The 26,179-nt window shown below is 67.2% G+C and carries 25 protein-coding genes; 11 read left to right on the forward strand and 14 right to left on the reverse strand.

Annotated elements, in window-relative coordinates:
- The first annotated feature begins 233 nt into the window (after positions 1-233).
- The 10 genes from MTAB308_RS00375 (at position 234) to MTAB308_RS00420 (ending at position 9,230) form a co-directional block, all read left to right on the forward strand.
- On the forward strand, positions 234-929 hold the full coding sequence (locus tag MTAB308_RS00375) for a rhomboid family intramembrane serine protease (RefSeq protein WP_077096805.1): 696 nt from the start codon (positions 234-236) through the stop codon (positions 927-929).
- Positions 929-3,019 carry a glycogen debranching protein GlgX gene (gene glgX / locus MTAB308_RS00380; protein WP_077096807.1) on the forward strand — a complete coding sequence of 697 codons (2,091 nt, stop codon included), beginning with the start codon at positions 929-931 and terminating at the stop codon, positions 3,017-3,019. Before MTAB308_RS00375 ends, glgX begins: the two co-directional genes overlap by 1 nt.
- 79 nt (positions 3,020-3,098) lie before the next feature.
- Positions 3,099-3,938, forward strand: a complete 840-nt coding sequence (locus MTAB308_RS00385) for a DUF3097 domain-containing protein (protein ID WP_077096809.1) — start codon at positions 3,099-3,101, stop codon at positions 3,936-3,938.
- 325 nt (positions 3,939-4,263) lie between these two features.
- Complete coding sequence (locus tag MTAB308_RS00390; RefSeq protein WP_077096811.1) at positions 4,264-4,788, forward strand: OsmC family protein; 525 nt, start codon at positions 4,264-4,266, stop codon at positions 4,786-4,788.
- Between the two features lie 21 nt (positions 4,789-4,809).
- The gene (gene cynS, locus MTAB308_RS00395; RefSeq protein ID WP_077096813.1) at positions 4,810-5,295 is read left to right on the forward strand and encodes a cyanase; all 486 of its coding nucleotides are present in this window, start codon (positions 4,810-4,812) and stop codon (positions 5,293-5,295) included.
- Positions 5,292-6,359, forward strand: coding sequence for an acyl-CoA dehydrogenase family protein (locus tag MTAB308_RS00400; RefSeq protein ID WP_077096815.1), 1,068 nt, complete (start codon positions 5,292-5,294; stop codon positions 6,357-6,359). The genes cynS and MTAB308_RS00400 overlap by 4 nt, the downstream gene beginning before the upstream one ends.
- 10 nt (positions 6,360-6,369) lie before the next feature.
- Positions 6,370-6,999 (forward strand): RNA polymerase sigma factor, encoded by a 630-nt coding sequence (locus tag MTAB308_RS00405; protein WP_077096817.1) that lies wholly within the window; start codon positions 6,370-6,372, stop codon positions 6,997-6,999.
- Positions 6,996-7,265 carry a hypothetical protein gene (locus MTAB308_RS00410; protein ID WP_077096819.1) on the forward strand — a complete coding sequence of 90 codons (270 nt, stop codon included), beginning with the start codon at positions 6,996-6,998 and terminating at the stop codon, positions 7,263-7,265. The genes MTAB308_RS00405 and MTAB308_RS00410 overlap by 4 nt, the downstream gene beginning before the upstream one ends.
- Positions 7,262-8,164: a formate/nitrite transporter family protein gene (locus MTAB308_RS00415; RefSeq protein ID WP_077096822.1), complete on the forward strand. Its 903-nt coding sequence runs from the start codon at positions 7,262-7,264 to the stop codon at positions 8,162-8,164. Before MTAB308_RS00410 ends, MTAB308_RS00415 begins: the two co-directional genes overlap by 4 nt.
- Positions 8,165-8,345: 181 nt before the next feature.
- Complete coding sequence (locus MTAB308_RS00420; protein WP_077096824.1) at positions 8,346-9,230, forward strand: universal stress protein; 885 nt, start codon at positions 8,346-8,348, stop codon at positions 9,228-9,230.
- A gap of 26 nt (positions 9,231-9,256) precedes the next feature.
- On the opposite strand, the gene mhpA is transcribed toward MTAB308_RS00420, so the two are convergent.
- The 3 genes from mhpA to MTAB308_RS00435 are packed head-to-tail and all read right to left on the reverse strand — an operon-like array spanning position 9,257 to position 12,863.
- Positions 9,257-10,792, reverse strand: coding sequence for a bifunctional 3-(3-hydroxy-phenyl)propionate/3-hydroxycinnamic acid hydroxylase MhpA (mhpA, locus tag MTAB308_RS00425; protein WP_077096827.1), 1,536 nt, complete (start codon positions 10,790-10,792; stop codon positions 9,257-9,259).
- Complete coding sequence (locus MTAB308_RS00430; protein WP_077096829.1) at positions 10,789-11,739, reverse strand: fumarylacetoacetate hydrolase family protein; 951 nt, start codon at positions 11,737-11,739, stop codon at positions 10,789-10,791. The genes mhpA and MTAB308_RS00430 overlap by 4 nt, the downstream gene beginning before the upstream one ends.
- The gene (locus tag MTAB308_RS00435) at positions 11,736-12,863 is read right to left on the reverse strand and encodes a VOC family protein (protein WP_077096831.1); all 1,128 of its coding nucleotides are present in this window, start codon (positions 12,861-12,863) and stop codon (positions 11,736-11,738) included. Before MTAB308_RS00435 ends, MTAB308_RS00430 begins: the two co-directional genes overlap by 4 nt.
- A gap of 105 nt (positions 12,864-12,968) precedes the next feature.
- Between MTAB308_RS00435 and MTAB308_RS00440 the strand changes: the two genes are divergently transcribed.
- Positions 12,969-13,613 carry a TetR/AcrR family transcriptional regulator gene (locus MTAB308_RS00440; RefSeq protein ID WP_425436160.1) on the forward strand — a complete coding sequence of 215 codons (645 nt, stop codon included), beginning with the start codon at positions 12,969-12,971 and terminating at the stop codon, positions 13,611-13,613.
- A gap of 336 nt (positions 13,614-13,949) precedes the next feature.
- Here MTAB308_RS00440 and MTAB308_RS00450 read toward each other — a convergent pair whose 3' ends face one another.
- The 11 genes from MTAB308_RS00450 to MTAB308_RS00500 form a co-directional block, all read right to left on the reverse strand.
- Complete coding sequence (locus tag MTAB308_RS00450; protein WP_157900878.1) at positions 13,950-14,447, reverse strand: type II toxin-antitoxin system Phd/YefM family antitoxin; 498 nt, start codon at positions 14,445-14,447, stop codon at positions 13,950-13,952.
- A gap of 209 nt (positions 14,448-14,656) precedes the next feature.
- Entirely contained in the window at positions 14,657-16,207 is a 1,551-nt protein-coding gene (locus MTAB308_RS00455) for an MCE family protein (protein WP_077096837.1), read from the reverse strand.
- A complete protein-coding gene (locus tag MTAB308_RS00460; RefSeq protein ID WP_425436161.1) occupies positions 16,201-17,376 on the reverse strand; it encodes a virulence factor Mce family protein in 1,176 nt (391 codons plus the stop codon). Before MTAB308_RS00460 ends, MTAB308_RS00455 begins: the two co-directional genes overlap by 7 nt.
- A complete protein-coding gene (locus MTAB308_RS00465) occupies positions 17,373-18,932 on the reverse strand; it encodes a virulence factor Mce family protein (RefSeq protein WP_077096839.1) in 1,560 nt (519 codons plus the stop codon). The genes MTAB308_RS00460 and MTAB308_RS00465 overlap by 4 nt, the downstream gene beginning before the upstream one ends.
- Complete coding sequence (locus tag MTAB308_RS00470; protein WP_077096841.1) at positions 18,929-20,488, reverse strand: virulence factor Mce family protein; 1,560 nt, start codon at positions 20,486-20,488, stop codon at positions 18,929-18,931. The genes MTAB308_RS00465 and MTAB308_RS00470 overlap by 4 nt, the downstream gene beginning before the upstream one ends.
- Complete coding sequence (locus tag MTAB308_RS00475; protein WP_077096843.1) at positions 20,485-21,525, reverse strand: virulence factor Mce family protein; 1,041 nt, start codon at positions 21,523-21,525, stop codon at positions 20,485-20,487. The genes MTAB308_RS00470 and MTAB308_RS00475 overlap by 4 nt, the downstream gene beginning before the upstream one ends.
- Positions 21,522-22,838, reverse strand: coding sequence for an MCE family protein (locus tag MTAB308_RS00480; protein WP_077096845.1), 1,317 nt, complete (start codon positions 22,836-22,838; stop codon positions 21,522-21,524). The genes MTAB308_RS00475 and MTAB308_RS00480 overlap by 4 nt, the downstream gene beginning before the upstream one ends.
- A gap of 6 nt (positions 22,839-22,844) precedes the next feature.
- On the reverse strand, positions 22,845-23,717 hold the full coding sequence (locus tag MTAB308_RS00485) for an MlaE family ABC transporter permease (RefSeq protein ID WP_077096847.1): 873 nt from the start codon (positions 23,715-23,717) through the stop codon (positions 22,845-22,847).
- Between the two features lies 1 nt (position 23,718).
- Entirely contained in the window at positions 23,719-24,432 is a 714-nt protein-coding gene (locus MTAB308_RS00490; RefSeq protein WP_369829138.1) for an MlaE family ABC transporter permease, read from the reverse strand.
- A gap of 449 nt (positions 24,433-24,881) precedes the next feature.
- Positions 24,882-25,664 carry a TetR/AcrR family transcriptional regulator gene (locus MTAB308_RS00495; RefSeq protein ID WP_245831164.1) on the reverse strand — a complete coding sequence of 261 codons (783 nt, stop codon included), beginning with the start codon at positions 25,662-25,664 and terminating at the stop codon, positions 24,882-24,884.
- Positions 25,665-25,817: 153 nt separating this feature from the next.
- A complete protein-coding gene (locus MTAB308_RS00500; protein WP_077096853.1) occupies positions 25,818-26,135 on the reverse strand; it encodes a hypothetical protein in 318 nt (105 codons plus the stop codon).
- Positions 26,136-26,179: the final 44 nt, after the last annotated feature.

Genomic DNA, 26,179 nt, shown 5'->3' on the forward strand with positions numbered 1-26,179 from the left:
GCACTTAGCAACCTAGCAGTGGTGACGCCATCAGCCCGGTAAGACCACGCAGTTACTTACGACTAATTTATGGATTTTTCAGGCTTGCGCCCGAATCCTTAACGCTTTGTAGGGCGATGAACAACCAGAGGTCCGACGCGCAAATACTGTTATCCGCGACAATGACGACCGAGCGGCCGAGCGCGACGATTAGCTGGCCAAGACCCGTGCCGACCGCCACAGGGAGTTACCCCATGATCCCGTACTCGGATGGTATTCCGGCCCGCCGATTTCCCATCGTGAATTCCACGCTGATCGCCATCAACTTCGCGGTGTTTCTGTTCTATGAATTGCCGAACGGGGATGCTGCGGTTGACCGAGCGTCCTTCTACCCGTGCAACCTCGACAGCGCCTGCCACCTCGGTGTTCCCTGGGGGATCGGCTGGATCACGGCCATGTTCCTGCACGCCGGGTGGGACCACATCCTCGGCAACATGCTCTTCCTGGTCATCTTCGGCAAAAACGTCGAGGACACTTTCGGACGGCTCGGCTACCTGCTCTTGTACCTAACCGGGGGATTCGTGGCCACGATGACGCAGGCCGCAATCACCCTGCTCGTCGGCTCCGCGTCCGATGCGCAGGTGCCCACTCTCGGTGCCAGCGGCGCGATCGCCGCGGTGCTGGGCGCGTATCTGGTGCTCTATCCCGGCTCGCGCATCAGCACGTTGATCGGATGGATCCCGGTGGGCATCCCGGCGTGGGTGTTTTTGGGTGGCTGGTTTTTGTACCAGTTCTTCGAGAGCAACTACTCGCTCCTCCAACCCAAGGCCGGCGGCAGCGGTGTCGCCTTCTTCGCCCACGTCGGCGGATTTGTGTTCGGCTTCCTGGTAACGCGTGTGCTGGTCGGCACGGACCGGATCGGGGCACGGCAACCCGAGGGGATCCGATGATGACACCCGAAATCGTGCCGGGCCGGCCCAACCCGCTGGGCGCCACGCCCCACGCAGGGGGCACGAACTTCGCGGTGGCCTCGGGCGGTGATGCGGTGACCCTGTGCCTGTTCGACGCAGACGAAGCGGAGACCCAACTGGTGATGCCCGACCGTGACGGCGACGTGTGGCACGGCTTCGTGCCGGGAATCGGGCCCGGGCAGGCCTACGGATTTCGGGTCAGCGGTCCCTTCGTCCCCGGACGCGGGCTACGTTACAACCCCGCCAAGTTACTGCTGGACCCCTACGCACGCGCCATCGCCGGCGACGTGCGGTTCGGGCCGGAGGTCGTCGATCACGCGATGGAAAACCCTTCGCAGCCAAGCGCTCTGGACTCGGCCAGGCACGTCCCGCGCAGCCTGGTCACCGCCGTGCTGCCGCCCGCCGACGCGCCCAAACCGCAGCGTGCGCTGGCCGACAGCATCCTTTACGAGGTTCACGTTCGGGGATTCACCGCGACCCATCCGCGCGTTCCCGAAGAACTGCGCGGCACCTACGCGGGCCTCGCCCACGAAGCGGCGCTGCAACACCTGACCGATCTCGGTGTGACCGCGGTGGAACTGCTGCCCGTACACCGCAGCGTGTCCGAGCAATTCCTCGTCGACCGGGGTCTGACCAACTACTGGGGATACAACACGATCGGATTCTTTGCCCCGCAGACAAATTACTCTGCGGCGGCCCGAGCCGGCGAAGCGGGCGCAGAGGTCGCGGAGTTTCGTGCAATGGTCGATGCCCTGCACGCCGCCGGTTTGGAAGTGATCCTCGACGTGGTGTTCAACCACACGGCCGAGGGCGGAGCCGGCGGGCCCACTCTGGCCTTCCGCGGGCTCTACAACCCCGCCTACTACCGGCTGGCGCCGAGCGACCCCGGCAGCTACTACGACACGACCGGGACCGGCAATTCGTTCAACACGGACAATCCCACGACGCTCCGGCTGATCATGGATTCCCTCCGCTACTGGTTATTGCAAATGGGTGTCGACGGCTTTCGTTTCGACCTGGCGGCCACCCTCGGCCGCGAGCGCGGCGCCTTCGACGCGGTGTCCGCCTTCTTCGACCTCGTCGGTCAGGACCCGGTGGTTTCGCAGGCAAAGCTGATCGCCGAACCGTGGGACGTCGGCCAGCTGGACAGCTATGAGGTCGGCCGATTTCCCCCGCTTTGGAGCGAATGGAACGGGCGCTTCCGCGACACCGTGCGCGACTGGTGGCGCAGCCAGGACGGTCGCCTTGCCGAGTTCGCGTCGCGGCTGTGTGGATCGTCGGACATCTACGGTGATCGCGCGGAGAGGCGCCGCCCGAGCGCATCGATCAACTTCGTCACTGTGCACGACGGGTTTACGCTGACCGACCTCGTCTCCTACGACCAAAAACACAACGAGGCGAACGGCGAAAACAACCGCGACGGCACCGACGACAACCGGTCATGGAACTGCGGCGCGGAGGGACCGACCGACGACCCCGGCGTGCTGGCACTTCGGGCGCGGCAGAAACGCGCGTTCCTGTTCACCCTTTTGCTGTCCGGCGGTGTCCCGATGCTGCTGGGGGGCGACGAGTTGGGCCGCACCCAGCGGGGGAATAACAACGCCTACTGCCAGGACAACGAGATCACCTGGTTTGACTGGCCTGCGGCCGACGCTGAGCTCACCAGGTTCACCACCGGGCTCATCGCGCTGCGTCGCCGCCACCCGGTTTTCCGCAGGCGGCGCTTTCTCACCGGGATCGCCGCCGCGGACTTGGGCTGGTTCACGCCGTCGGGTGCCGTGATGACGCCCCGGGAGTGGGCGGACCCCGTCGCGCGCAGCATCGCGTTGTTCATCGACGGCACAACGGATCCCGACGTCGCCCCGGACGGCACTCCGTTGGTCGACGACGACTTTCTCATCTTCGTCAACGCCTGGTGGGAATCGCTGACCTTCGCCACCCCGGGAGACCTTGCGCTGCGCCCGTGGGAGATCGTGTGCGACTCGTATGACCCCACCCGAACCGGACAAGCCGGGAACCAGCTGGAGGTGCGACCGCGGTCCGCGGTGGTGCTGCGATCCGGTCGTTAGCCGGGTGATGCCCAAGCGTTCCCGCCGTATCGGGCGCGCCGCAACCGCGTTTGGCCGCAACGCTTCCTAGGATTGCCGGGTGGTTGATCGCTATGGAACGGATGTGCTGGCCGCCGGGGGGCGGCGCAAGCCTCGCTCGACCGAGCAGCCGGCCGAACCCGGCCTGGTGGTGGAGGACGTGGAGACGGGCTACGTCGGCGCGGTGGTGCGGGTCGAATACGGTCGCGTCGAGCTGGAGGACCGGCACGGCCATACCCGCGGCTTTCCGCTCGGCCCAGGGTTTTTGCTCGAGGGACGCCCCGTGATCCTCACCGCGCCCCGTCGCGCGGCGCCTGCTGCGACGGGGCGGACGGCATCCGGCTCGGTCGCGGTGCCCGGCGCGCGTGCCCGCGTCGCGCGGGCCAGCCGCATCTACGTCGAGGGCCGCCACGACGCCGAACTGATCGCCCAGGTGTGGGGTGCGGACCTGCGCATCGAGGGAGTGGTCGTCGAGCACCCCGGCGGGATAGACGATCTGGTCGGCGTCGTGGCGGAGTTCCGGCCCGGTCCCGGCCGGCGGCTGGGGGTGCTCGTCGACCACCTCGTCGCCGGTTCGAAGGAGGCACGAATCGCCGAGGCGGTACGAAGGGGGCCGGGCGGCCCCGACACGCTCGTCGTTGGTCATCCCTATGTCGACATCTGGGAGGCGGTCAAGCCGCAGCGGCTTGGACTGGCGGCCTGGCCGACCGTTCCGCGGCACCTGGAGTGGAAGCACGGTGCCTGCGCGGCGCTGGGCCTGCCGCACTCCGGCCAGGCGGACATCGCGCGCGCCTGGCGGAGAATTCGCTCCAGCGTGCGCGACTGGAACGATTTGGAGCCAGCGCTCATCGGCCGCGTCGAGGAACTCATCGACTTCGTGACACAACCGCCCGGTCCCTAGAATCTTCGGACCAAAAGATCCGCGGGATTTTATTCACCTGCTGACGCGACTCGCCGCCGGCGACCGCTCGATTGTCGCGGGGGCCAAGCCACATCAGCTACCCCTGCGGCGCCGCTCGCGGCCAACGAATGCCACTACAGCGTGCGGAGTCTGTTCACCCGAGCAACAGCGGAGCATGCCCCGTAATGGCGCGGGGCCGTGATGTTTCGGGCAAGTGATGTGTTGTGTCGTCAACGTAAAACCATTTCGCCCGCCGTCACGCATCGGTCGGCGCTGGGCACTAACTCCGTGAAGAACCAATAATCACCGGGAACGGAGGAAGTTCATGACCGACGCGCTCGTCATCGATGCCGAAGGGCTCGACCGGCTGTCGTGCAACGCCAAGGCCAACCCCGACACGGGAAAGAAGACGCTGAAGGCGACGACGGTTTGTGAGGCGGGGTTTCGCAACATGACCTACGTGCGCGACCTTGCGCCGATGCTGGTCGGCGAGCCGCCCGCGCTGCTGGGCGACGACTCGGCGCCCAACCCCTCCGAAACCGCCCTGGCGGCCTTGGGGTCGTGCGTCTCGGTCGGCCTGCTGGCCAACGCCACCCACCGGGGCGTGACCCTGACCAAGATCGAGGTCGAGATGGAAGGCGACATCGACATCTCCGCGGTGTGGGGGGTGGGCGACACCCCCGAGGGCAAACGCCTGGGCTTCAGCGCGGTGCGCTGCAAGGTAACCCTCGCGGGCGATGCCGACGACGCGACCCTGAAGGAGATCCACGACAACGCGATCGCGTGGTCGCCGGTGGTCAACACGTTCCGCAACCCGGTGAGCGTCGTCTCGACCGCGGTCACCGAATAGGCATCGTGGGGGACATTAACTGTGGCAACAACACTGACGAAGGGTGACCTCGCGCAGGTCATCGCGCTGGCTCGCGTCAGGCACGGTTTGACCTGGGCGAAGATCGCCGAATCGATCGGCAAGGACCCGGTGTGGGCGGTCGCCGCCCTGCTTGGCCAGCACCCCCTTTCGGCCGGCGACGCAGCAACCGTCGCAGCGCTGCTCGACCTCGACGATGAGGCGGTCGCGGTTCTGCAACTCGTGCCGTATCGAGGATCCGAACCGGGGACCGCCCACGATCCCACGATCTACCGCTTTCATGAGGCGCTGGCGGTCTACGGTCCGGCCATCAAAGAACTCATTCACGAGGAATTCGGTGACGGCATCATGAGCGCCATCAACTTCCAGATGAGCGTTGAACGACGCCCGCACCCGGCCGGCGACAGGGTGGTCGTCACGTTCGACGGAAAGTTCCTCGATTACGCGTGGCAGCACGCTGCCCGGCAGGCCCAGGAGGTAACGAAATGACGGCGACCATGGATCCCGAGGCCGGCCAATTGGATCTCGAATTGTTAGAGGACATCCGGGCCCACGCGGGGGCACTGGACCGCGGCGAGCATCACTCACGGCGCAGCTTCGCCGCGCTGGGCGCGGCCGGACTCCTGGGTGTCGGCGCACCGGGCAACGCCGACGGCAGGCTCCCCGACATGGCCGACATCATCCGGCGGATCTCCGGAGAGTGCATGAGCACCGGCTTCTCGTTGTGGGCCCACCGGATGGCGGTGGAGTACTTGCTCACCGCCGCAACACCTTTCAGCGCGGCAGCCGCAGAGCCGCTGCTTGCCGGGACCGCGCTCGGGGTCACCGGCATGGCTGCGGCATTCAAGGAAGCCGCGGGTTGCGGGAGCCTGGAATTGACGGCGACACCCGTCGACGACGGCTACGAGGTGTCCGGCCCGATCAGGTGGGCCAGCAACCTCTTCGCCGACTCGATGATGGTCACCGCGGCCCGCGCCGATGGCGGTGAAAAGCTGATCGTGGCACTGCCGTTGAGCACACCCGGCGTCGTCGTGGGGGATCACTTCGACTTGTTGGCAATGGGTAGCACCGCCTCGTCGTACCTGCAGCTGCAGGGGGCGCACGTGCCTGCGGCGCAAGTGCTGTCGCGAGACTTCGACGGGTTTCTGCGCGCGGTGCGCCCGACTTTCCTTGTGCTGCAATCGGCCATGTGTCTGGGCCTGACGAGGACCACCGTGGAACAAAGCAGGCAAGGCCTGACGGGGGTTAACGCCGTTTTCGCCACCGACGTCGACCGGATCGCCGAAAGGCTCGCCGCCGCGGAGGCAACGTTGGCGCGGCTGGCCGCCGCCGTCGGTGGGACGACGGCGCCCACGAAGAAAGAGCTGCTGTCGCTGCGGCTCGCTGCCGCGGAACTGTCCAGCGCCAGCGCCGATTTGGAGATCCGGACCGCCGGGGGCAAGGGGTACGCGAGCAGGACGTCGGCGAGTCGACGATACCGCGAGGCGGCGTTCATCCCCGTCCAGTCTCCGTCGGAAGGGCAACTGCGCTGGGAACTGGCCGGATGCGCCTGAGTGTCGGACGGTGGTGACTCCGGTGGTGGTGCCACCGGAGGGCACCGAATCCGAACACCTGGTTGGCGGGATCCCGCTGGCCAGGCTGGTCCGCGACTTCCACGGCCCGATGGTGAATTTCGCTCGGACCATGGTCAATTCGACGGTGGTGGCCGAAGAGGCGGTGCAGGAGGCCTGGGTGCAGGTTTTGCAGTCATCGGATTCGTTCGAGGGGCGTTCCTCGGTGGGCACCTGGTTGTTCGGGATCGTCAAGAACACCGCCTCGCGGCACCGGCGGCGCGAGTCGCGCATTCGCGACCACGAGGTGCTCGCCGCCGCGGGCGCCGAAGGCGCCGATCCGCTGTCGGGCCGGATGCACCCCGCGGGGCATCCGGATGCCGGGCACTGGAGCGCTCCGCCGTCGCGGCGCTTTCTGCCCGAGGACCAAACCGTAGCGAGCGAGGTCGTCGGATTCGTGCGCGCGGCGCTGGATGCGTTGCCGGAGCGGCAGCGACAGCTGGTCATCCTGCGAGACCTCGTAGGCATGCCGGCCGACGAGGCCGCCGACATCCTCGAGCTGTCCGCCGAGGCCCAGCGCGCTCTGCTCTACCGCGCCCGGGGAAATCTCCGAAACGAATTGGAAAAGCGGTATCGACGATGACCGTCTACGACAACACAGTCCCCGCCATCGACTGCGTCGACTTCGTCCGGCTCGTCGACGAGCTCGTCGACTCCGACCCGAAGCGATGGGGACCGATCGTCGCCAAGCACCTCGAGGAGTGCCCGCCGTGCCTCGTCTATCTGCAACAAATGCTCGACCTCAAGATCCTGCTCAACCATGTGTTCGACGGGGAGAAGCTCGGCGACGAGGACGTTTCCCGAGTCATCAACGCGATCAACGACTTCAAGAAGGGCCGACAGGTATGACAATCGATGCGCGGGCGCCGCAACTGGAAACACGGGTGCCGACGGAGGACACGGTGGTTTCCTTGCCCTCCAAGCTCACCGCCGAGGACCCCTTTGAGCCGCTGAGCGTGGGCGCCATGGTGGACCGGGTAGCCGGCATGGCGGTGGAAAAGGCCGCGCACCCCTGGGCGTTTTTCATGCGCTCGCTGGTCGGCGGCGCGATGGTGGCTTTCGGGGCGCTGCTCGCATTGGTCGTCAGTACCGGGGTCAAGACACCGGGCGTCGCGAGCCTGCTGATGGGCTTGGCGTTCGGGATGTCCTTCGTCCTGATCCTGGTCTCCGGCACGTCGCTGATCACCGCCGACATGGCCGCCGGGTTGCTCGCCGTGTTGAAACGCGGCATGAGCCTCGGCGCGTACGCGTTTCTGATCGTCGTCGGCCTCATCGGCAATATCCTCGGCGCCTTCGTGTTCGTCACGATCTGTGGCGCCGCGGGAGGCCCGTACCTGGGTGCCTTCGCCGAGCGAGCGGCGACCGTCGGCGCCCTGAAGGCCGGCCAGCCGTTCTGGACCGCGCTGTTGCTCGCCGTTGTGTGCACCTGGTTCCTGCAGACCGCGATGTGCATGTTCTTCAAGGCCCGCAGCGACGTGGCGCGGATGGCATTCGCGTTCTACGGGCCGTTCGCGTTTGTGATCGGCGGCACCCAGCACGTGATCGCGAACGTGGGCTTCCTCGGGCTTCCCCTGCTGCTCAACCTGTTTCACCCCGGCGCGCCACGCGCCGGAATCAGCTGGGGCTTCGGGCACGACGGCTTGCTCACCAACATCGGCATCACTACCGTGGGCAATTTCATCGGCGGCACACTCTTCGTGGCGCTACCGTTCTGGATCATCGCGCGGCTGCAACGGCGCCAGATCTGAACGTTGCCCGACTCACCGGTGACGAGACGGTTACTTCGGGACGACTTCCGTCGCCCTCGGGCAAACCAACTGCCCCAAGGGGTTCCACCGACGGTCCTCCGGCTCAGCGGTTGAGGACTAAAGCCTCACGACCGACGGCCCGCCGCCCGATAGCGTCGCTGTCGACGAAGGGAGAAACCAAGTGTCGACAACTACGAAGCGGCTGGGCATCGTCGTCGCGGTCGACGGCTCGCCGGCAGCCGATGCGGCCGCCTCCTGGGCGGCCCGCGACGCGGCAATGAGAAACGTTCCACTGACAGTCGTCCACGCGGTGGCCACCCCCACCGCCACCTATCCGCCGGTGCCGTATCCCGAAGCCTTGGTGGTACGGCTGGAGGACGACGGCAAAAAGGCCATCATGCACGCGGTCAAGATTGCCGAGGACGCGATGCCGGCCGACGCAAAGGTCGCGATCGGCCGGGAGTTGGTGTATTCGAGTCCCGCGCCGGCGCTGATCAACATGTCCGACGAGGCGGAAATGATCGTCGTGGGGACCTCCGGACGGGGATTGTTGGCCCGCGGCGTGCTCGGTTCGGTCAGTTCGACGGTGGTGCGGCACGCGAAAAGCCCGGTCGCCGTCGTTCACGACGAGGGCCTGGCCGACCGGCAGGACGGCCCCGTGCTCCTTGGGGTCGACGGCTCCCTCATTTCCGAACGCGCGACGGGGCTTGCGTTCGACGAAGCCTCGCGCCGCGGCGTCGACCTCGTCGCCCTGCACGCCTGGAGCGACGTCACGACCGAAGTTCCGTATCTGGATTGGGCGACGGTGGAGGAGGAGGCGCAGCGCAGCCTCGCCGAGAGCCTGGCGGGTTGGCTGGAACGCTACCCGGACGTGACGGTGCATCGCCTCGTCGTCCGCGATCGCCCGGCGCGCCACCTCATCGACGAGGCGGCCTCCGCCCAGCTCGTCGTCCTGGGCAGCCACGGCCGGGGCGGTCTGACCGGCATGCTGCTCGGCTCGGTGAGCAATACCGTCCTGCACTCCGTGCGGGTACCGGTCATCGTCGCCAGGCCGTCGGAGTCCTAGCCTTTCGCCTGCCGGCGCTCGCCGATCTAGCCGCCGTGCAAGACGCTGCCGGTCCAGGCGCACAGCGCCGCAAGGTCGCGCCCGGCGCGCATGACCGTCCGGTCGGGCCGCACCAACGCGGCGTTGGCGCGGCCCCGGCGCAGCCACGCCTCCAGCGCGCTGCCGGGTTCCGCGGGCACGACGGCGACGCCGCGCCGGCGTAACAGCTCTTGGTCGGCGGCTCCGGGGCAGCCGGTGGCGATCAGCGCGAAACCGGTGCCGATCGCGTCGTCGAGCCGCTTTCCGCTGGGCAGCAACGGGTTTGGGCACAGCGTGCCGGCGAGCTGTCGCGGCCGGCGGGACCTGCACACGAGCGCGGAGGCGCGCAGCGGTGGGGTGGTCGAGTCGACCACCTTGTCGCGCAGGCCGGGAATCAGCCGCAGCCGGGGCAGCACGACCCGGCGCGCCACGTCGCCCAACCGGCCGCCGCCGGTCATCGCCCAGCCGACGCCCAGCGCCAGCCGAATCATGTGCTGCGCGTGCGGTTTGCGCTCGCGCTCATAGGTGTCCAGGACGTCGGCGGCCAACGTGCCATCCCGCACCCCGGCGATCTTCCAGGCGAGGTTGGCCGCGTCGCGCATGCCCGCGCCCATGCCCTGCCCGATGAACGGGGGAGTGAGGTGCGCGGCGTCGCCGAGGATGAAGATGTTCCCGCGGCGCCACCGGTCGGCGAGCTGGGCGCGGAACGTGTACTCGGCGACCCGCAGCAGCGTCAGTTCGCTGCTCGCGACGTGCGCGGTCCACGGTGCGATCAGCGGTCGCAGCGCGTCCAGGGTCTTGAAGTCGTCGGCGCTTTCGCCGGCCAACAACCGGAATTCCCACCGGTAGCGCCCCGGTCCGATACGCATGTAGGTCCCCGCGCGCACCGGGTCGCACACCTGGTGCACGCCCTCCCACTGCCGCAGATCCGCATCGCAGGCCACGTCGACGACCAGCCAGCGCTGCTCGAACTTCAAATCCGCCATGGCCGAGCCGATCTGCGCGCGCACCAGGCTGTTGGCCCCGTCGCAGCCCAGCAGGTAGTCGGCGTCGATCTGGTGCACGCAGCCATCGGAGCGATCGGTAAAGGTGACGCGCACGCCTCTTTCGTCCTCGGTCAGCCAGGTGACCTCGGCGTCCCCGCGTAACTGGGCGTTGGGGTACCGCTTGAGGTTGGCGCGCAGCAGCGCTTCGAATTCCGGTTGATCGAACATGTTGGCCTGCGGGAAGCCGTTCGGGCTTCGGGCCGGGTCGCGATGAAACTCGGCGAGTACCCGCGAACGTCCGGATCGGTTGTCCACCAGGCGCAAACCCAGCGTCGGCCATGACGTCGCGGCGAACTCGTCGGCGAAGCCGAGGCGGGCGACGATTCGGTAGATCTCGTCGTCCAGGTGCACGGCGCGCGGCTGTGGGTAGACCCCGTGCCAGCGGTCGAGGACGAGGCACTGCACCCCGTGCTGCGCCAACAGCGTGGCGGCGGTGATGCCGGTGGGCCCGGCGCCGACGATGACGACCGGGACACGCCGGACGGCGTTGTCGCTCATCCGAATCGGACCTTGGCGCGCTGGGTTCCGAGATCGATGGCTCCGTCATCGGTGGCGACCGACGCCTCCACGACATCGCCGTCCTGCAGATAGTCCCGGTTGCCGGCCTGGCGCGAGAAGAACAACTTCCACTTCACCGCCGGCGGCAAGAGGTTCGCGACCATTTGCATCGGCTTGGGCGGGGCGCTCAGCGCGGTGCCGACCGGGGTGCCCGTGAGGATCAGGTCGCCGGGGGCGAGCTCCTGGAACTGGGTGAGCGATTGCAGCGCCTCCAGCGGCCGGTACAACATGTCGCCCTCGACGAGCGCGTTCTGGCGCTCGCGGCCGTTGACGCTCAGGCGCAGCCGCAGGTCGCCGAACCGGCTCAGTTCGTCGGCCGTCAGCAGGACCAGCTCGGGTCCGACCGGCGTGAACGTCGGGTAGGACTTGGCCTCGTAGAACTGGGTCTGCGGAAGCTGGATATCCCGCGCCGATACGTCGTTGGTGACCACCAGCCCGGCGATGTAATCGGCGAGGTTGGCGTCGGAAATCGTTGTGCCGATGGGGATCTGCCGCCCGATGACCAACCCGATCTCCACCTCGTAGTCGAGCAGCCGGACGTGCGCGGGTTTGACGATGTCGTCGAAAGGCCCGTTGATCGACGCCGACGCCTTGCGGAAGAAGGTGAGCGGAACCGACGCCGGGTCCATGCCCGCGTCCCTGACATGCGACTCGAAGTTGGTCATCTGGGCCACCACCCGGCACGGCCTGGTCACCGGTGAGATCGGCTTGAGGCCTTCCACGGCGACGGTGTCGGTGCTCGCGGCGGCCGCCTGGATCGCCGCCCGGTCGGCCAGCAGCCCGGCCGTGGTGGTGGCGGCGGTGTCGATCTTCGCGGCGCCGTTGGCGGTCTTGACCCACCAGGAGTGGCCGGCTTCAGACGCGGTGTGCAGCACGGAAACGGTCATGAGGTGGGCACTTTCAGTAGTCCGACGAGGCGGTTGACATCGAATTCGTTGCGGGAACGCAGCGCGCTGATCATCGACACCAGTTCGCGGCGAGCGGATTTCAGGTCGGTCCCAAGGAAGTCCTTGGTCGCCGGCGGCCCCCACTGCGCGAGTCCGGACGCGGTGAAGGGCGCCCAGCCCGGCTCGAGCGTGTCGTCGAACAGATCGCCGTCGGCGAAGTGCTCGACCAGGAAACCGTCGGGGTCGCGCCAGTAGTCGAAGATCTGGCTGCCCTGGATGTGCCTGCCGATTCCCCAGGATCGCAGGTAACCACGCTCGTTGAGGTATTCGCCGCCGGCGGCCAGGGCGTCGAGGTCGCTGACCTCATATGCCGAGTGCACGTAGCGGTTGGCCGGGCCCAGCGCCATCGCCAGCGTGTGATGATCGGTCGGGGTGGAACCCCGATCGCAACGGATGAAGCTCATCGTCGGCCCCCGGTGGCGCTGGCCCGGGAAGAACAGGAAGTCGCTGACGATCAGGCCGAGATTGTCCAGATACCAGTCCAGCGCCTCGAGGTACTTCGTCGACTGAATCACCAGGTGGCCCAGCCGCTGCACCCGCGCCGGCACCCGCGGGGGCCGCTGACCGGCGTTGGTGCGCCGCGTCTCATCGCCGAAATTGAAGAGGTGGGGCTGCTGGCCCGGAAGCTCGGGGAGCTCGTGCGTGCCCGCGACGACACGGACCGGCATGCCGCTGGGGTCGATCAGGTCGACCGACAGGCCGCCGATGCTCTCCGGAAGGGGCCGCGGGGACGCACCGGATTGGTCGGCCAGGCGCAGCAGGTCGCCCTCGTCGCGGGCCCGGAACGCCACGCCGGTGAAGCGGGTGCGCGGACCGCGGCGCAGGATGACGCACGGACCGCCCGCCCGGGTGCCGCGCAGGTGCAGCTCGCCGGGGTCGTGCCGCGCCGTGTGGAACCCGAAGGCGCGGGCGAACGCTTCCGCGCGCGTCAGGTCGGGCTTCTCGAACTCCAGCCAGGCGATGTCGGCGACCTTGATCACCGGGTTGCGGGACCGCCCGGGGTGTTCGCCGCGCAGCGCCCCCTGCTCGCTGTGCAGGTGCCGGTGGGTATGCGTCAAATTCATGCCGTCTCCAAACTAACTGACGAAATCGTCACATATGGAAGGCCGCTTGGCAAGAGTTACTGACGAAATCCTCAGAAGTGAGGCATACTGCTAAGGATGAGCGCGATGCCTGAGGGTCCGGAGCCGCCCAGCCGCCTGGAAAGACGCAAACAGCGCACCAGGGCGGCGCTGATCGGGGCCGCCCAGCGGCTGATCGCCGAGGGCAGGCTCAACGTGCCGGTCCTGGAGATCACCCGGCTGGCCGACGTCGGAATGGGATCGTTCTACAACCACTTCGACAGCAAGGAGCAGTTGTTCGAGGCCGCGGTCACCGACGTGCTGGATGCCTACGGAGCGATGCTGGACCGGCTCACCGAGTCGATCGACGACCCCGCGGAAACGTTTGCCACCAGTTTCCGGCTGACCGGCCGCCTGTTTCGCCGCCGCCCGCGGGAAAGCGAGATCCTCTTGGCCAACGGGCCGGCGCTGCTTTCGTCCGATCGCGGCCTGGCGCCCCGGGCGTTGCGGGACATCAAGGCCGGCGCCGACGCCGGGAGATTCACGATCGACGACGCCGAACTCGCCCTCGCGACCGCCGGCGGCGCGCTGCTCGGGCTCGGAAAGCTGTTGCGTGACAACCCCGATCGCGACGACGCTCGGGACGCCGACAGCGTCACCGAGAGCGTGCTGCGCCTGTTCGGGCTCAGCGCCGACGAGGCGCGCGCGGTCTGCCGGCGCCCGCTGCCCGACGACCCATTCGCGCAGCCCTAGCGGTTGCGGGTATCCGTCGACCACACGTTGGCGCAGCCCGGGCATTGCAGGTTGACCAGCGTCGCGCGATTGCTGAGCAAGTATTGCCAGTGCGCGCCGCAGTTGCGGCGACTGCGGCATTCGGAGCACTTGTTGCGGCCCCAGCCGCAATTCGGGCATGGCAGCCAGGCGCGGCGGGACGGATCGGCGTGGGGATGAAATGGGAACCTCAGCGGCACGGGTAAGCAAGCCTTCCTATGTATTGCTTAGGGTAGCCTACCCACATCTATCGGCGCACGACGTGCCGGTGTCGCCAAATGCAAGCCGCGGCCCACCGGCGCGGCGGTGACTGAGCCCTCAGGCCCCTTTGCGCGCGGCGTTCCCGCCGGCTGCCACGATGTGGGCAACCAGCTTGCCGCCGCGGCTGACCTCGATCGTCTGCCCCGCCGCGACCTGGTCGAAATAACGCCCGGCGCGCTTTCGCAGCTCATCGAGGTCGATTCGCCGCCCGGCGTCGGCCGGCCGCGGGGTCAGCGGTGGGGCACCGGCCGACACGATCCGCGCCAGTAGCTTGCCGCCACGCACGACATAGATGGTCTCGCCGGCGGCAACCCGATCGAAGCAGCGCCCGGCGCGCGTTCGCAGTTCCTCGAGCCCAACCCAGCCACCAGTCTCCGGCGCAGAACTTTTGATCGATCGCGCCGGGATCGGGGCCACCCGCCAGTCGCCGACGGGCACGATGCGTGCCACCAATTTGCCGCGACGGACCACGTCGATCGCCTCCCCGGCTACTACCCGCTCAAGATACGCACACGCGTCGCTCCGGAGTTGGCCCAGGCCAATCACTTCCGGCATTTCGCTCCGATCTTGCCAGGGTCCCCCGGCGGCCGCGGCGCGGCACCGGTCCTGCCAGTATATGACTGTACGTGCGGTCAGTGTCAAACTTCGGCCGAGCGGGCGGGCAGGGCAGGCGGGACCGCCCCGTGGGCCGCGCGACTTCCGTCGTTGACGGGTTGCAACGCAGTGAAAAGCGTTGTAAATCAACGGGAGTGAGCCGCCGCGGGTCAGCGCGGCGGGGCCAGCATGTCCTTCCACCCGTCGTCGCCGGTTTTGGTCGAGTTTTCGACCGCGTACTTGATGCCGTCGGGGCCGACCAGCGCGCCGCTCTGGGGGCTGTAAACGGCGGCGGGAGGCCCGTTGGGGGTATAGACGCAGGGGTTGGGCTGCTGCCCGTTGCACTGCACCGTCCCCGATCCCGGCCGCTGCAAGACATCGCTGACGGGCGGCGGGGTGCCCGCGATCCGGTCCGAGGGCGCCGGGTTGAGCCCGTTGTCGACCGACGGCGCCTGGATCACCTGACCCGGTTTCACCGGTTGGTCGCAGCGCGCCGCCGGGGCAGGGCAGGTCAGGATCTGGTTGGGGTCGCCGTACCACGGGTTGGTGCCCAACGGAACGTACGGGTTGGGGTCGCGGCACTCCCGGGGCGTCGCCGCACGTTTACCCGGGACGTCGACGCACGGCAGGTTGCGTGCCCCGCGCACAGCGTTGGCCGGCTCGTCTTGCGGGATCTTGCAATAGGTTCCGGACGGCATCGGCGCCAGGTTGGTATCCGCCGGCGACCGCCACTCGGCGGCCGGGAGAAACCCGGTCAGACAGGGCGGGGGCTGGTTGATCGTCAGCGAGGTGCCCAGCGAGGCGTAGCCCGGGAAGGGTGTCGTCACCGTCTGGCCCTCCGAGGCGCCCTGCGGATAGGCGACCAGCAATTGCTCGACGCCCTTGTGGTAGCGCTTGAGCATATCCAGCACGATCTCGAGGTTCGCCAGCGTCTGCGGCAGCGATTCGCGCACGTCGCCGAACACCGCGTTGACCTGATCGGCGGTCGGCGCACCCTGCGTCAGGATGCTGCGCACGTGCTGGTCGTTTCCCGCGCTCTGCGCGGCCAGGATGTCGAGGTTGTGCGACCAGCGCTGGATCGAGTCAGCCGAATCGACCTGGCTGTCGATGATCGGCCCGGAGTTTTGGATGATGTCGTTGACATCGGAGATGTTGGTCTTGAAGTCGCCGGCGATCGCCTGCGTCGCATCGACCAAACGCTGCAGGGCGGGGCCCAATCCGCCTACCGCTTGGGCCGTTTCGTCAAGCAGCGAGGCGATCTTGTCCTTGGGCAACGCGGCCAGCCCGCGGTTGGCGGCATCCACCGCCGGGCCGATCTCGGTGGGCACGGTGCCGCGGGTGATGGTCTGTCCGGCCGCGAAGTACTTGCCCGGGTTCCCCGTCGACACCAGATCCAGATACTGCTCGCCGACCGCCGACACCGAATGCACGTTCGCCGACGCGTCGATCGGGATCCGGTAACGGTCGGCGATCCGCATGGTCACCCGCGCGCCCGTCTCGGTCGGCTCCACCGCGATGACCTTGCCGATGGTTTCGCCGCGATAAGCCACGTTGGCCGTCTCGTACAGACCGCCCGACGCGGGCAGGTCCGCGTGCAGCGTGTACTGGCCGATCCCCGCCGCGGTGGGAATTTGCAGGTAGTAGCCGCCCAGCACCACCGCCGTGATCGCGGACAGGACGGTGAACAGGATCAGCTGGCGCTTGATGAAAGGGGTCAGCATTGCCGATCCGCCCTTTCCACCAGCGGGCCACCCGGGGCGTCGTTGGGATTCGGCGTGTAGCGCACGTCGGGGATCATCGTTTCGGGGTCGCGGCCCCACGACTGCTCGAGCGCGCGCAGCGCTCCGGAGAATCCCGTCCCGGTGAGGATCGCGTTGTCAACGGAGCTCATGGTCAGGTCGAGCGTCAGCGACAGGTTGAAGTAGTCGCCGCGGAATGCCTTCGGCACGGCGTCGATGTCGAACGGCCGGACGAGGATCAGCTTGAGCGCCCGGATCAGATACGGCGCGCCACGGCCGAGTTCCCGCAACGGGCACTGCAGCGCCAGCAGGTCTTGGTGGAGGTCGCCCCGCGAGGCGGACAGGTACTGGTCCGCGACCTGGCTGAGCCGTCCCGTCGCGTCAACGGCGTTGATCAGAAGGCTCTGCTTGTCGGCGAAATGCTTGAGCAGCGGCGGGAATTCGGTGAGGACCCGATCCAGAACGTCCGAGCGGGGGCCCACGTACGCCAACAGGCGGTTGGTGGAATCGATGGCCCGGGTGATGTCGGCCCGCTGCTCGTCGAGTCGGGCGGTGAAGGTGTCCAGCTTGCCCAGGAAGGCGCGGATCGGCTCGGCCCGCCCGTTGACGATGTTGTAGACCTCGTTCTGCAGCACTTCGAGGTTCGGGATGCCGCCCCCGCGCAAGATCATGGCGAGGCTGGCCAGCGTCTGCTCCGTCGTGGGATAGGCCGACGCGTTGCTCAGCGGGATGGTGTCGCCGTCCTTCAGCAGCTGCGGGGACGGATTGGGCGGCGCGGCCAGCTCGATGTGCTGAGAGCCCAGGAGGCTGGTCTGCCCGATCTTGGCCGTCGCGTTCTTGGGTAACTTGACGCCCTTGTCCAGACGCAGCGTCAGCGTCGCCACCCAGTTCTTCAGGCTGATCGCGCGCACCGTGCCGACGAACACGTCGGCCACCCGCACCCGGCTGTTGTCGTTCAGGGCCAGCGTGTCGGGTATCTGGACGTAGATCGTGTAGTTGCCGGGCCCGCTGCCCGGGCCGCCGGGCATCGGCACGTTCGCTATCCCGTGCCACTTGGCGCATGACGTCAGCGCCACGGCGGCCGCCAGCAGCGCCACCGCCTGCCGCGCCCGGTGCCGGGCCCGAATTCCCAACGCGCGCAACGCGGTCACGATCCCGCCCCTGTCGCCGCCACCTGCGCGGGCGTCGGGGCGACCGGCCCGGGGACCACGCCCGGCGCCGGTGGCGGCGGCGGGATCGGCACCTGAGGGGCCTGCACGCCGATCGGCGGCAACACGGGCTTCTCGTCGTAGGCATTCGGCGGTCCCGGCGGCGTCTGCAGCCCCGGTGGCGGGGGCGCGGTGTCCGGGCCGCCCATCAACTCGGCCAGCGAGTCGGGGGTCAACAGGCCGCCGGTGATCGGTCCCACCTGGGTGCCCTGCATGCCGGGCGCGACAACCCAGCCGGGCTGGGTGTTCCGATGAGACAACGGGGTGTCGGGCACCCAGATCCCGGGCACGGTGGTGTCCTTGTACCCGTTGGGCGGCTGCAGCCGGGGCTCGGAGTAGGCGACTTCCTTCGGCAGCGTCTCGGCGGTGGAAAACAGGTTCAGCCCGAACGGCAGGTAGTTGAACTTGATCGCGTCGAGAACCGGCCCGAGGTATTGGGCGCACAGTTCGGCCGAGTCTTGGTATCCGAGCCGGCTGCCCGCCTGAATCATGCTGCAGACGAACTGCATTGGGTTGGCAAAGTTCGGGATCGCCGGGATGGACATGACCGCGCCGTGCGCCGGGTGGTAAATCTGGCTGAGGTTCGTCTCCAGCGTCGGCAGCACGTGCAGCGCGGTCTCCAAACCGTTCAGTGGATCGGGCTGGACCAGCGTGGTGGTCAGGTTGGCGAGATTGTCGACGTCGTGCGCCAACACCTGCCGGTTCTTGTCCAGGAACGGGCGTAGGGTGGACAGCAGGCTGTCGAACTGCTGTAGCGCATTGGCGAGGTCCCGGTCGGACCCGGTCAACTCGTCGGTGAACTGGGCCAGGTTGGCGTTCAGCGCGACGAACTGCCGGTCGTCTTTGTGCAAGGCGTTGACGAACTGCGCCAGGCTGCGTACCACCGCGAAGAAGTCCCCGCGCCCCTCGTTGAGCGCGGTCAGCGCCTGCGACAGGCTGTTCAGCGTCGTGTTGATCTGCTTGCCCTTACCGGCCAGCCCGTCCGCGAACGACTCGATGGCCTCACCGAACGGGCCCTTGGGCTGCTCGGGGGTCGGCCCGAGTTTGTCGATGACGTTGGCGACGCTTTCGCGCAGTTGGTCCCACTCCGTCGGCACCTGCGTGCGCTCGAGGGGAATCACCGCGTTGTCGGCCATTACCGGACCGCCCTTGTAGGGCGGCTCCAATTGAATGTTGCGCGACGCCACCAGGGTTGGGTTCACGATCACGGCGGACGCGTTCGCGGGCACCTTGTACTTGTTGTCGTAGTGAAACGTCACCTTCATCTTGTCGCCGGCCGGCTCGATCTTGTCGACCGAACCGACGCGAACGCCCATGATCTGGACCTTGTCCCCGGCATAGAGCGCGTTCGCCGACGGGAAGTAGGCGACCACGGTGTTGGTGGTGAACTTGTCGTACAGCCGCAACCCGACGAACCCCGCCAGGAGAGCCAGCGCGACGACGACCGCCCCGATGACCCGCCGGGACCGCAGGTTGCGAAAACTCAAGGCGGTGCTCAATTCTGACTACCTCCCGCCGCGCCGCTTCCTCCCGTGCCACCCGGTGTGATGAACGGGGCCGGTAGCTGCTGGCCGGGTCCCGCGGGCGCGGGTGGCCCCGGTGGCAGCCCGGGCGCGAACGCCGACGGTGGCGGGACGGGGCCGGCTGGTTGCAGGTTCTCGGTGCGCGCGCCCGGCGGCGCCTGGGTGGGCAGCGGCACCGGTGTGCCCGGCAGCTCCGGGGGCGGCGCGCCCGGCCGCCCGGCGATCCCGATCCCCGGTGTCGGTGGCAGGCCGTTCGGGTTCGGCGGCGAGGCCTGGACGTCGATCGGCGCCGGGAAGCTGCCACCGAAGGGGCCGGTGTCTATGCCCGCGCACGGCAACGGGTTCCACGGCCGCGGTGCCGCCCCGGCGGGCGGCGTATACGAACACGCCGTGCCCGGGGGGACGGCCGGGCCCGGATGGTCCGGCGTGCCTTCCAGCACCGGGGGAGCGGGCGGCGGCGCACCGTTGGGGAACCGGGTGCCGTTGGGGTCGGGCCAGCGGAACTCGGGTAGCCCGGCGCTGCGCCAGAAGTCCTCGGGGTCGATGCCACGCTTCTTGAAGGCGGCGTCGACGAACGGCTGCAGGATCCAGTACGGCAGCAGGTTGGAAAGGACGATCTTGAAGTAGGGTCCCGACGCGACGGATTCACCGAGCGAGGCGGCGAATTGGCTGACGTACGTGAGGGTTTGAGCCAGGTCGTCTTTGCGTGCCACCAACACGTCGCTGATGGCACGTAGCTGCTCCAGCACCGGATTGAGGTTCGGGTTGTCGTTGATGAATCCCTGCACCTGCGCCGAGAAGGCGGAAACATTCTGCAGCAGAGCGGAAATGGCGCGTCCGCGTTCGTTGAACGCCGCCAGCAGCGTCTTCGCGTTGACCAAGAGCCGGTTGATCTGTTCGCTGCGGTCACCGAGCACGCTGGCAACCTGATGGGCCTGGGCGAGCAGGTGCTTGATCTGCTCGTCGCGTTTGCCGATGGTGTCGGAGAATTTGGCCAGGCCGTCGAGGGTGGCGCTCAGGTGCGGGTAGGTCTGGTCGACGGTCTGCGACAAGACGTTCAGCGACCGCTTGACGGTGTCGATGTCCCAGCCGGCGGCGGCCTTGGTGATGTCGAAGTTCGCGTCGTAGAGCTGATAGGGCGTGGTGCTTTGGCCCAGCGGCAAAACGCCCCGCGGCCGCAACGTCTGGTTTCCCCGCGGCTCGATCTCGAGCACCTTCTTGCCGAGGATGGTATCGGTCTTGATCGCGAGCCGGCTTTCGGTGCCGATGGTGTTGCCGCCGATGGAAAACTTGATGAGGACGTGGTCGCCGTCGATGTCGAGCCCCTCCACCTTGCCGACGTTCACGCCGGAGATGCGCACCTTGTCGCCCTTGTTCAGCTGGCCGGTGTCGGTGAACTGCCCGTAGTAGCTCGGACTGGCGAACAACATCGGGACGCTGGTGAAGCTTTGGCCGACGGCGACCGCGAGCACCAGCACGGTGATGCCCATCAGCCCGACATGGGCGCGGTTGAATTCCGTCAGGGTTCTCATTGCGGCGTGCACCTACCGGTGGGCTGCTGCCAGATCCGGACCGTGCGCACCGGGCCGCCGGCCTGCAGCCCGTTCCACTTGATCGTGAGGTCGCAGAGGTAGAAGTTCACCCAGTCCCCGTAGAGCCCGATGCTGCGCCCGATCAGGTTGAGCGCGGTGGGCGTCTTGTGGATCAGATCGCCGAGTTGATCCTTCTGGTCGACGAGCGGCTGCTGGAGGGCCTGCAGGTAGTCGATCGCCTTGTGCAGCAGGGCGCGGTTGTCGGCCAGCAGGTCGGCCACCGTTCCGGCGGCATTGCTGAGGTGCGCGGTGCCGGCGGCCAGCGGGTCGGCGTGGTTTTGCAGCCCGGTGATCAGCTTCTCGAAGTTGTCGACGGTCTGGTCGAACTCCTTGCGATGCCGAACCGTGGTGTCCAGCACCACGTTCAAGTTCTTGACCACCTCGCCGATCGCCTGGTCGCGTTCGGCGATGTGCGCGGTCAATTGCGCGGTCTGGTCGAGGATGTCGTTGATGGTGCCGCCCTGGCCCTGAAACACGGTGATGAGCGCCGACGCGATGGTGTTGACCTTTTCTGGGTCGAGGGCCCGGAACAGTGGCTTGAAACCACCGATCAGGGCGTCGAGATCCAGCGCCGGTGACGTGCGGGACATCGGGATGAAGCCACCCGGCGGCAGGACCCGGTCGGCGCCTTCTCCCTCGCCGCGTTTGAGCTCCAGGTAGCGATCGGCGAACAGGTTGAGATAACGGATCTGCGCCGTCGTCGACTGATAGAGCGTTATCGAGCGGTCGACGTCGAACTTCACCACCGCCTTTCGGCCGCCGTCGACCAGTTGCACCGCTTTGACCTTGCCGACCTCCACTCCGGAGGCGCGGACGAACTGACCGTCTTTGAGCCCGCTGGCATTGTTGAACTCGGCGGAATAGCTGTTGGTGCTGTTGAAGCGCATCTGAGCGAACACGACGACGATTGACGCGGTGATGAGCAGCAGCACCAGCGAGACGATGCCGAGTTTGATGGCGGACCCGGTGATCTTCATGGGTTGATCGTGTTGTCCCCGACTTGGCGGCCCCACACGTACTCGATGGCGTACGGCGAGCCGGTTTCCAGGTGGTTGTACGGAGCGAGACTGGCGCCGGTGTCCACCACCAGTTCGGGCGCGGGCCACAGGTCGTGGGTGACGGTCTGCCAGCATCCCGGCGCGCCGCCCGGCCCGCCGCGAGCGTTCACGCGCGGCAGATTGTCCGGAAACACATAGGGATTCGGCGCCCCGCCGACCAGTCCGGCCAGCCCGAGCAGCCCCATCGTGGCCACGGTGCCGGCCAGCCCCGGCAGTGTCAGGATGCCGCCCAATCCCGACGTCAGCTCGGTCATGGTTCTCAGCGCGTAACCGTTACCGCCACCCGTCGTCGCATAGGCCGCGGGTTCTTCGTCGTAGTAATTGCGGATGGTGCAGAAGATTTCGGGGCTGTAGGTGTCGAGCAGTCGGGCGGTGGGCACCAGATCGGCGGCCCCCCGTTGCAGGTACGGCCCGCCACGCCGGAAGATGTCTTCCCCGGTGTTACCCAACCCGGCCGCGGCCAACAGCGCGGCATCCAGGTCGGCCTCTTGGCGGTGCAGCGTGCGCGCCGTGATCACGGCGTTGTTGAGGGAGTCCAACAGGTCCGGTGCCGCGCTGGCGTAGGTGTCGCCCAGGGCCGCCAGCTGCGCAATGTCATGTCGGATCTGCGGCATCTGCGGATTGATGTCATCGAGGATGGCGTTGGCGTTGACGATCGACTGCCCGAACTTGTCGCCCAAACCGGTCAGTGCCTGCGCGGCCGCGGCCAGCGTCAAGTTCACCTTGACCGGGTCCACCTTCTCCGCGATCGAGGTGATCGTCCCAAACAAGGTGTTGAACTCCGTCGTCACCGACCTGGCGTCGATCACGTGCTGCGGCGTGATGCGTTGTGGTGTTGGATTTTTCGGCGATGTCAACGAGACATACTTGTTGCCGAACACGGTGGTCGCCCTGATATTGGCATCCACGTTGGCCGGAATCAGGTTGATGTACTTGGGATTGACATCCAAGACAAACTGGGCCGCAGGTGTGCCATCGCGCTGGATCTCCGAAATCCGGGCCACCCGACCGACTTCCACCCCGTTGTAGGTGACCTTCGACCCCGTGTCCATCACCAAACCCGACCGTGGAGCAATCATCGTCAAGGGCGTCTTCGGCGTGAACCGGCCCCGGAACTGCAGCCACACCAACGCCAACACCATCGCGGCGACCACCAAGAACACCACGGCGGCCGTCTTGTACGGCGGGATACGTGGCGGGTTCTCCTTGGGTTTCGGGGCAGGGATTGTCATTGGCGGTTACACCGTGAGGTTGAAGTTCGGGCTTTTTCCGTAGACCGCCATCGCGGTCAGCACCACCACGACGACGATCGTGATCAGCGACAGCCGCATCGACCGGCCGACCGCTTCGCCGACGCCGACCGGCCCGCCGCTGGCGTTGTAGCCGTAGTAGCAGTGGGTGGTCATCACGACCACCGCAACCAGGATCACCTCCGCGAATGACCAGCCCACGTCGTTGAGGCGCAGGAAGGTGTGGAAGTAGTGGTTGTACGTGCCGGGGGACTGCCCGTAGAAGAAAACGGTGGTGACCTGTTGGGACGCGAAGGCCATGGTGATCGCCAGCCCGTAGAGCGGGATGATGACGATGAGACCCGCCACGATCCGGGTGGACGCCAGGTAGGCGACCGACCGGATGCTCATCACCTCCAGCGCGTCGATCTCCTCGCTGATGCGCATGGCGCCCAGTTCGGCCGTGGCGCCGGCGCCGACCGTGGCGGCCAGCGCCTGACCGGCGGCCACCGGCGCCACGAACCGGACGTTGACCAGCGCGGCCAGAAATCCGGTGAATGCCTCGACGCCGATGTTGCCCAGCGTCGCGTAGCCCTGGATGGCGACCAGGGAGCCAGCGGACAGGGTGATGAAGCCGACGATGGCGGCGGTGCCGCCGACCACGGCCATCGCGCCGCTACCCATTCCCATCTGGGCGACTATCCGCAGCAGCTCTTTGCGGTAGCGGTGCAGGGCGAAGGGGATCTGCCCGACCGCGGTCATCGCGAACCAGACCATCTGCCCGATCTCGACCAGTCCCCGGACCGGGGCTTCCCCGTATCGGATGAGGGTGGCCCGCGGAAATTGGAAACGCGCCGGCGTAGCCACTGACGTCGCGGCCATGTCAGCGCCCCGTCCCGAACCGGACACCAATGGTGGTCAGCGCCGCATTGACCGCGAACAGCGCGATGAAGCAGAGCACCACGGTCTCGTTGACGGCGGTGCCGAGACCTTTGGACCCGCCGTGGACGATCAGCCCGCGGTAACAGCCGACCAGGCCGGCGATCAGCCCGAACGTCGCGGCTTTGATGAACGCGATGACCACCTCGGGCAGGCCCGTCAGCGCCGTCAACGTGGAGAGATACGCACCGCTCGAGACGTTCTGCAGGTACACGCTGAACAGGTAGCCGCCCCCCAGGCCGACGGCGACTACGAGGCCGTTGAGCAGGACCGCAACGATCGTCGAGGCGACGACGCGGGGGACCACCAGCCGGTGGATCGGGTCGATGCCGAGCACCTCGAGCGCATCGATTTCCTCGCGGATGGTGCGCGCGCCGAGGTCGGCGCAGATCGCGGTGCCCCCGGCGCCGGCAACCACGAGCACCGTCACGATCGGGCCGAGCTGGGTGACCGCGCCGATCGCGGCGCCGGCACCGGAGACGTCGGCGGCGCCGATTTCGGCCAGCAGGAGGTTGAGCGTGAAGATGAGCAGCACGGTTTCCGGTATGGACACCGCAATGGTGGGCAGCAGCGATACCCGCATGAGGAACCAGCCGGTCCAGATGAATTCACGCCATTCGAACGGCTGTCGCAGGGCTTTGCCGGTCAGCACGCACATGCGGAAGAAACCGCCGGCCACTTCGGTCCCCGGCCGGATCCGCTGGAGTGCTTTGCTGCCAATCGCGTTGGAGGCAGTCATGGGCGCCGGCCATCGCGACCGAGGATGGGAGTCCACGTCACACTCCGCGAAACACCATGCCGCAGAAGACAGTTCGAGCGTTGCGCGGATTGCGGTGACTTACGGCGCGACGACCATGGGCGTGAGGCGCGCTGCGGCGCATCGCTTCGCCCCCGACGCCGATCGGCGGTCTCTGCCTCCATGCTGCATGTCGCGTCTGCTCGCCCCACCCAGCAACTATGGCACTAGACCGTACGGTCAGTCAATAAACCCGATCAGCGGCCGCCCGCGAGGGTCGCCCTCGAAATGCCTGCCGCACTCCCTGCGGCCGGGGCGCGTTCGCGTGACGGCAATTGCCGTCCGGCACACGATATTCCGTCGCTAGACGGTCAATCTGTGGTAGCGCCCGCCGCGGCTAGGCTTTCGCGCACCACCGCAACGACGTCCGCGGCAGGGTTCGCCCACCTACTGAGCCCCAACCGGTCGAGCAGCAGCCCGCCGAGGAACACGTCGACGAAGGCGGCCCCGACTTGTTCGGGTGTCCGAGAATCGGCGGGGTGGAACCACACCCACATCCACTCCAGCGATCCCCACAGCTGCAGCGCCGCCAGTTCGACGTCGACCTTTCGGAAGACCTCGATCTCGATGCCGTTGCGGATCTCGTCAATCGCCAGCGTTTGCAATTGATGACGCAACTTGCGCACTTGCTGCATGGCCGGGTCGTCCGACAACTGCACCACCTCGCGCTGGCTTGCCACCGTCGCGTCGCGTTCGGTCACCTGCAGCAGTGCGGAGGCGTAGATGATCGCGGCGACCCGCTCGTGTGGCGCGGCCAGTCGGTCCCATACCATTCGCAACACATCGAGCTGGCGGGCCAGGTGTGTTTCTTCGAGCTCGCGCAACATCTGCGCCTTGGTTCCGAAGTGATGCACGATGGTGCCCTTGGACATGCCCAGCTCGTCTGCGATATCGCCGATATTCGTTCTGTCGTAACCACGTTCGGCGACATAGCGGACAAAAGCGTCGAGAATTTCGCCGCGTCTTCCAGGCGATCTGGGCATCTTGAACTCGAACCCTTCGGCGTGGACTAACCGTACGAACGGTCTATCATAACCCGAGGTTCGCCGAAACCCGTCCCGCGATTTTGTCCGGCCCGCGGGCGTGTCCGGCACTGGAAAGGGTCATGCGGCATCGGGCGCCATCGAATGCCGCGCGCGTGACGGATCGTAAAGGCTGCGTGAGCTCAGCCTCTCTACGCGAAACGGCGCCGGGAGGCCGGGACGCGCGGAACGCTCAAGATCAAAGCTGCCGGTATGCCCGGAAGGTCAGCAGGGCCTGAGATGCCCCGGGGCCGGTGAACCGTCCGGTGCGGTTATCACATACATGTTCGTACCGGGCGCGGACTTGATGTCGCCGGCGGCGTACACGGTCATCAGCTCCCTGCCGTCGCCGTCCGCAACACACACATAAGTGTCGGTCTCGGCGTCGTATTCGAAGCTGTCCCAGGCCAATACGAAAGCCAAACAGTTGCCGTCGCGATCTGTGACGACAAGCTTGTGCACACCCGAGTCCTTGAGGAGCTCGGTGTCCTGCGCACGCTGCTGGGCGACCTCGTTGTTGTGGAGCGTTAGGCTGTTTAACATCGGTGTACTCCCTTGGCGACGTTGTCTCCGTCTGGCCCGGACGC

Origin of the sequence: Mycobacterium terramassiliense (assembly GCF_900157385.1) — a bacterium.
In the GTDB taxonomy this organism is placed as follows: domain Bacteria; phylum Actinomycetota; class Actinomycetes; order Mycobacteriales; family Mycobacteriaceae; genus Mycobacterium; species Mycobacterium terramassiliense.

Bases quoted from the DNA above. Each gene is read 5' to 3' on its own strand.
- MTAB308_RS00375 (WP_077096805.1), top strand. From the start codon at position 234: ATGATCCCGTACTCGGATGGTATTCCGGCCCGCCGATTTCCCATCGTG.
- glgX (WP_077096807.1), top strand. From the start codon at position 929: ATGACACCCGAAATCGTGCCGGGCCGGCCCAACCCGCTGGGCGCCACG.
- MTAB308_RS00390 (WP_077096811.1), top strand. From the start codon at position 4,264: ATGACCGACGCGCTCGTCATCGATGCCGAAGGGCTCGACCGGCTGTCG.
- MTAB308_RS00400 (WP_077096815.1), top strand. From the start codon at position 5,292: ATGACGGCGACCATGGATCCCGAGGCCGGCCAATTGGATCTCGAATTG.
- MTAB308_RS00410 (WP_077096819.1), top strand. From the start codon at position 6,996: ATGACCGTCTACGACAACACAGTCCCCGCCATCGACTGCGTCGACTTC.
- MTAB308_RS00415 (WP_077096822.1), top strand. From the start codon at position 7,262: ATGACAATCGATGCGCGGGCGCCGCAACTGGAAACACGGGTGCCGACG.
- mhpA (WP_077096827.1), bottom strand. From the start codon at position 10,792: ATGAGCGACAACGCCGTCCGGCGTGTCCCGGTCGTCATCGTCGGCGCC.
- MTAB308_RS00430 (WP_077096829.1), bottom strand. From the start codon at position 11,739: ATGACCGTTTCCGTGCTGCACACCGCGTCTGAAGCCGGCCACTCCTGG.
- MTAB308_RS00435 (WP_077096831.1), bottom strand. From the start codon at position 12,863: ATGAATTTGACGCATACCCACCGGCACCTGCACAGCGAGCAGGGGGCG.
- MTAB308_RS00440 (WP_425436160.1), top strand. From the start codon at position 12,969: ATGCCTGAGGGTCCGGAGCCGCCCAGCCGCCTGGAAAGACGCAAACAG.
- MTAB308_RS00450 (WP_157900878.1), bottom strand. From the start codon at position 14,447: ATGCCGGAAGTGATTGGCCTGGGCCAACTCCGGAGCGACGCGTGTGCG.
- MTAB308_RS00455 (WP_077096837.1), bottom strand. From the start codon at position 16,207: ATGCTGACCCCTTTCATCAAGCGCCAGCTGATCCTGTTCACCGTCCTG.
- MTAB308_RS00470 (WP_077096841.1), bottom strand. From the start codon at position 20,488: ATGAGAACCCTGACGGAATTCAACCGCGCCCATGTCGGGCTGATGGGC.
- MTAB308_RS00475 (WP_077096843.1), bottom strand. From the start codon at position 21,525: ATGAAGATCACCGGGTCCGCCATCAAACTCGGCATCGTCTCGCTGGTG.
- MTAB308_RS00480 (WP_077096845.1), bottom strand. From the start codon at position 22,838: ATGACAATCCCTGCCCCGAAACCCAAGGAGAACCCGCCACGTATCCCG.
- MTAB308_RS00485 (WP_077096847.1), bottom strand. From the start codon at position 23,717: ATGGCCGCGACGTCAGTGGCTACGCCGGCGCGTTTCCAATTTCCGCGG.
- MTAB308_RS00490 (WP_369829138.1), bottom strand. From the start codon at position 24,432: ATGTGCGTGCTGACCGGCAAAGCCCTGCGACAGCCGTTCGAATGGCGT.
- MTAB308_RS00500 (WP_077096853.1), bottom strand. From the start codon at position 26,135: ATGTTAAACAGCCTAACGCTCCACAACAACGAGGTCGCCCAGCAGCGT.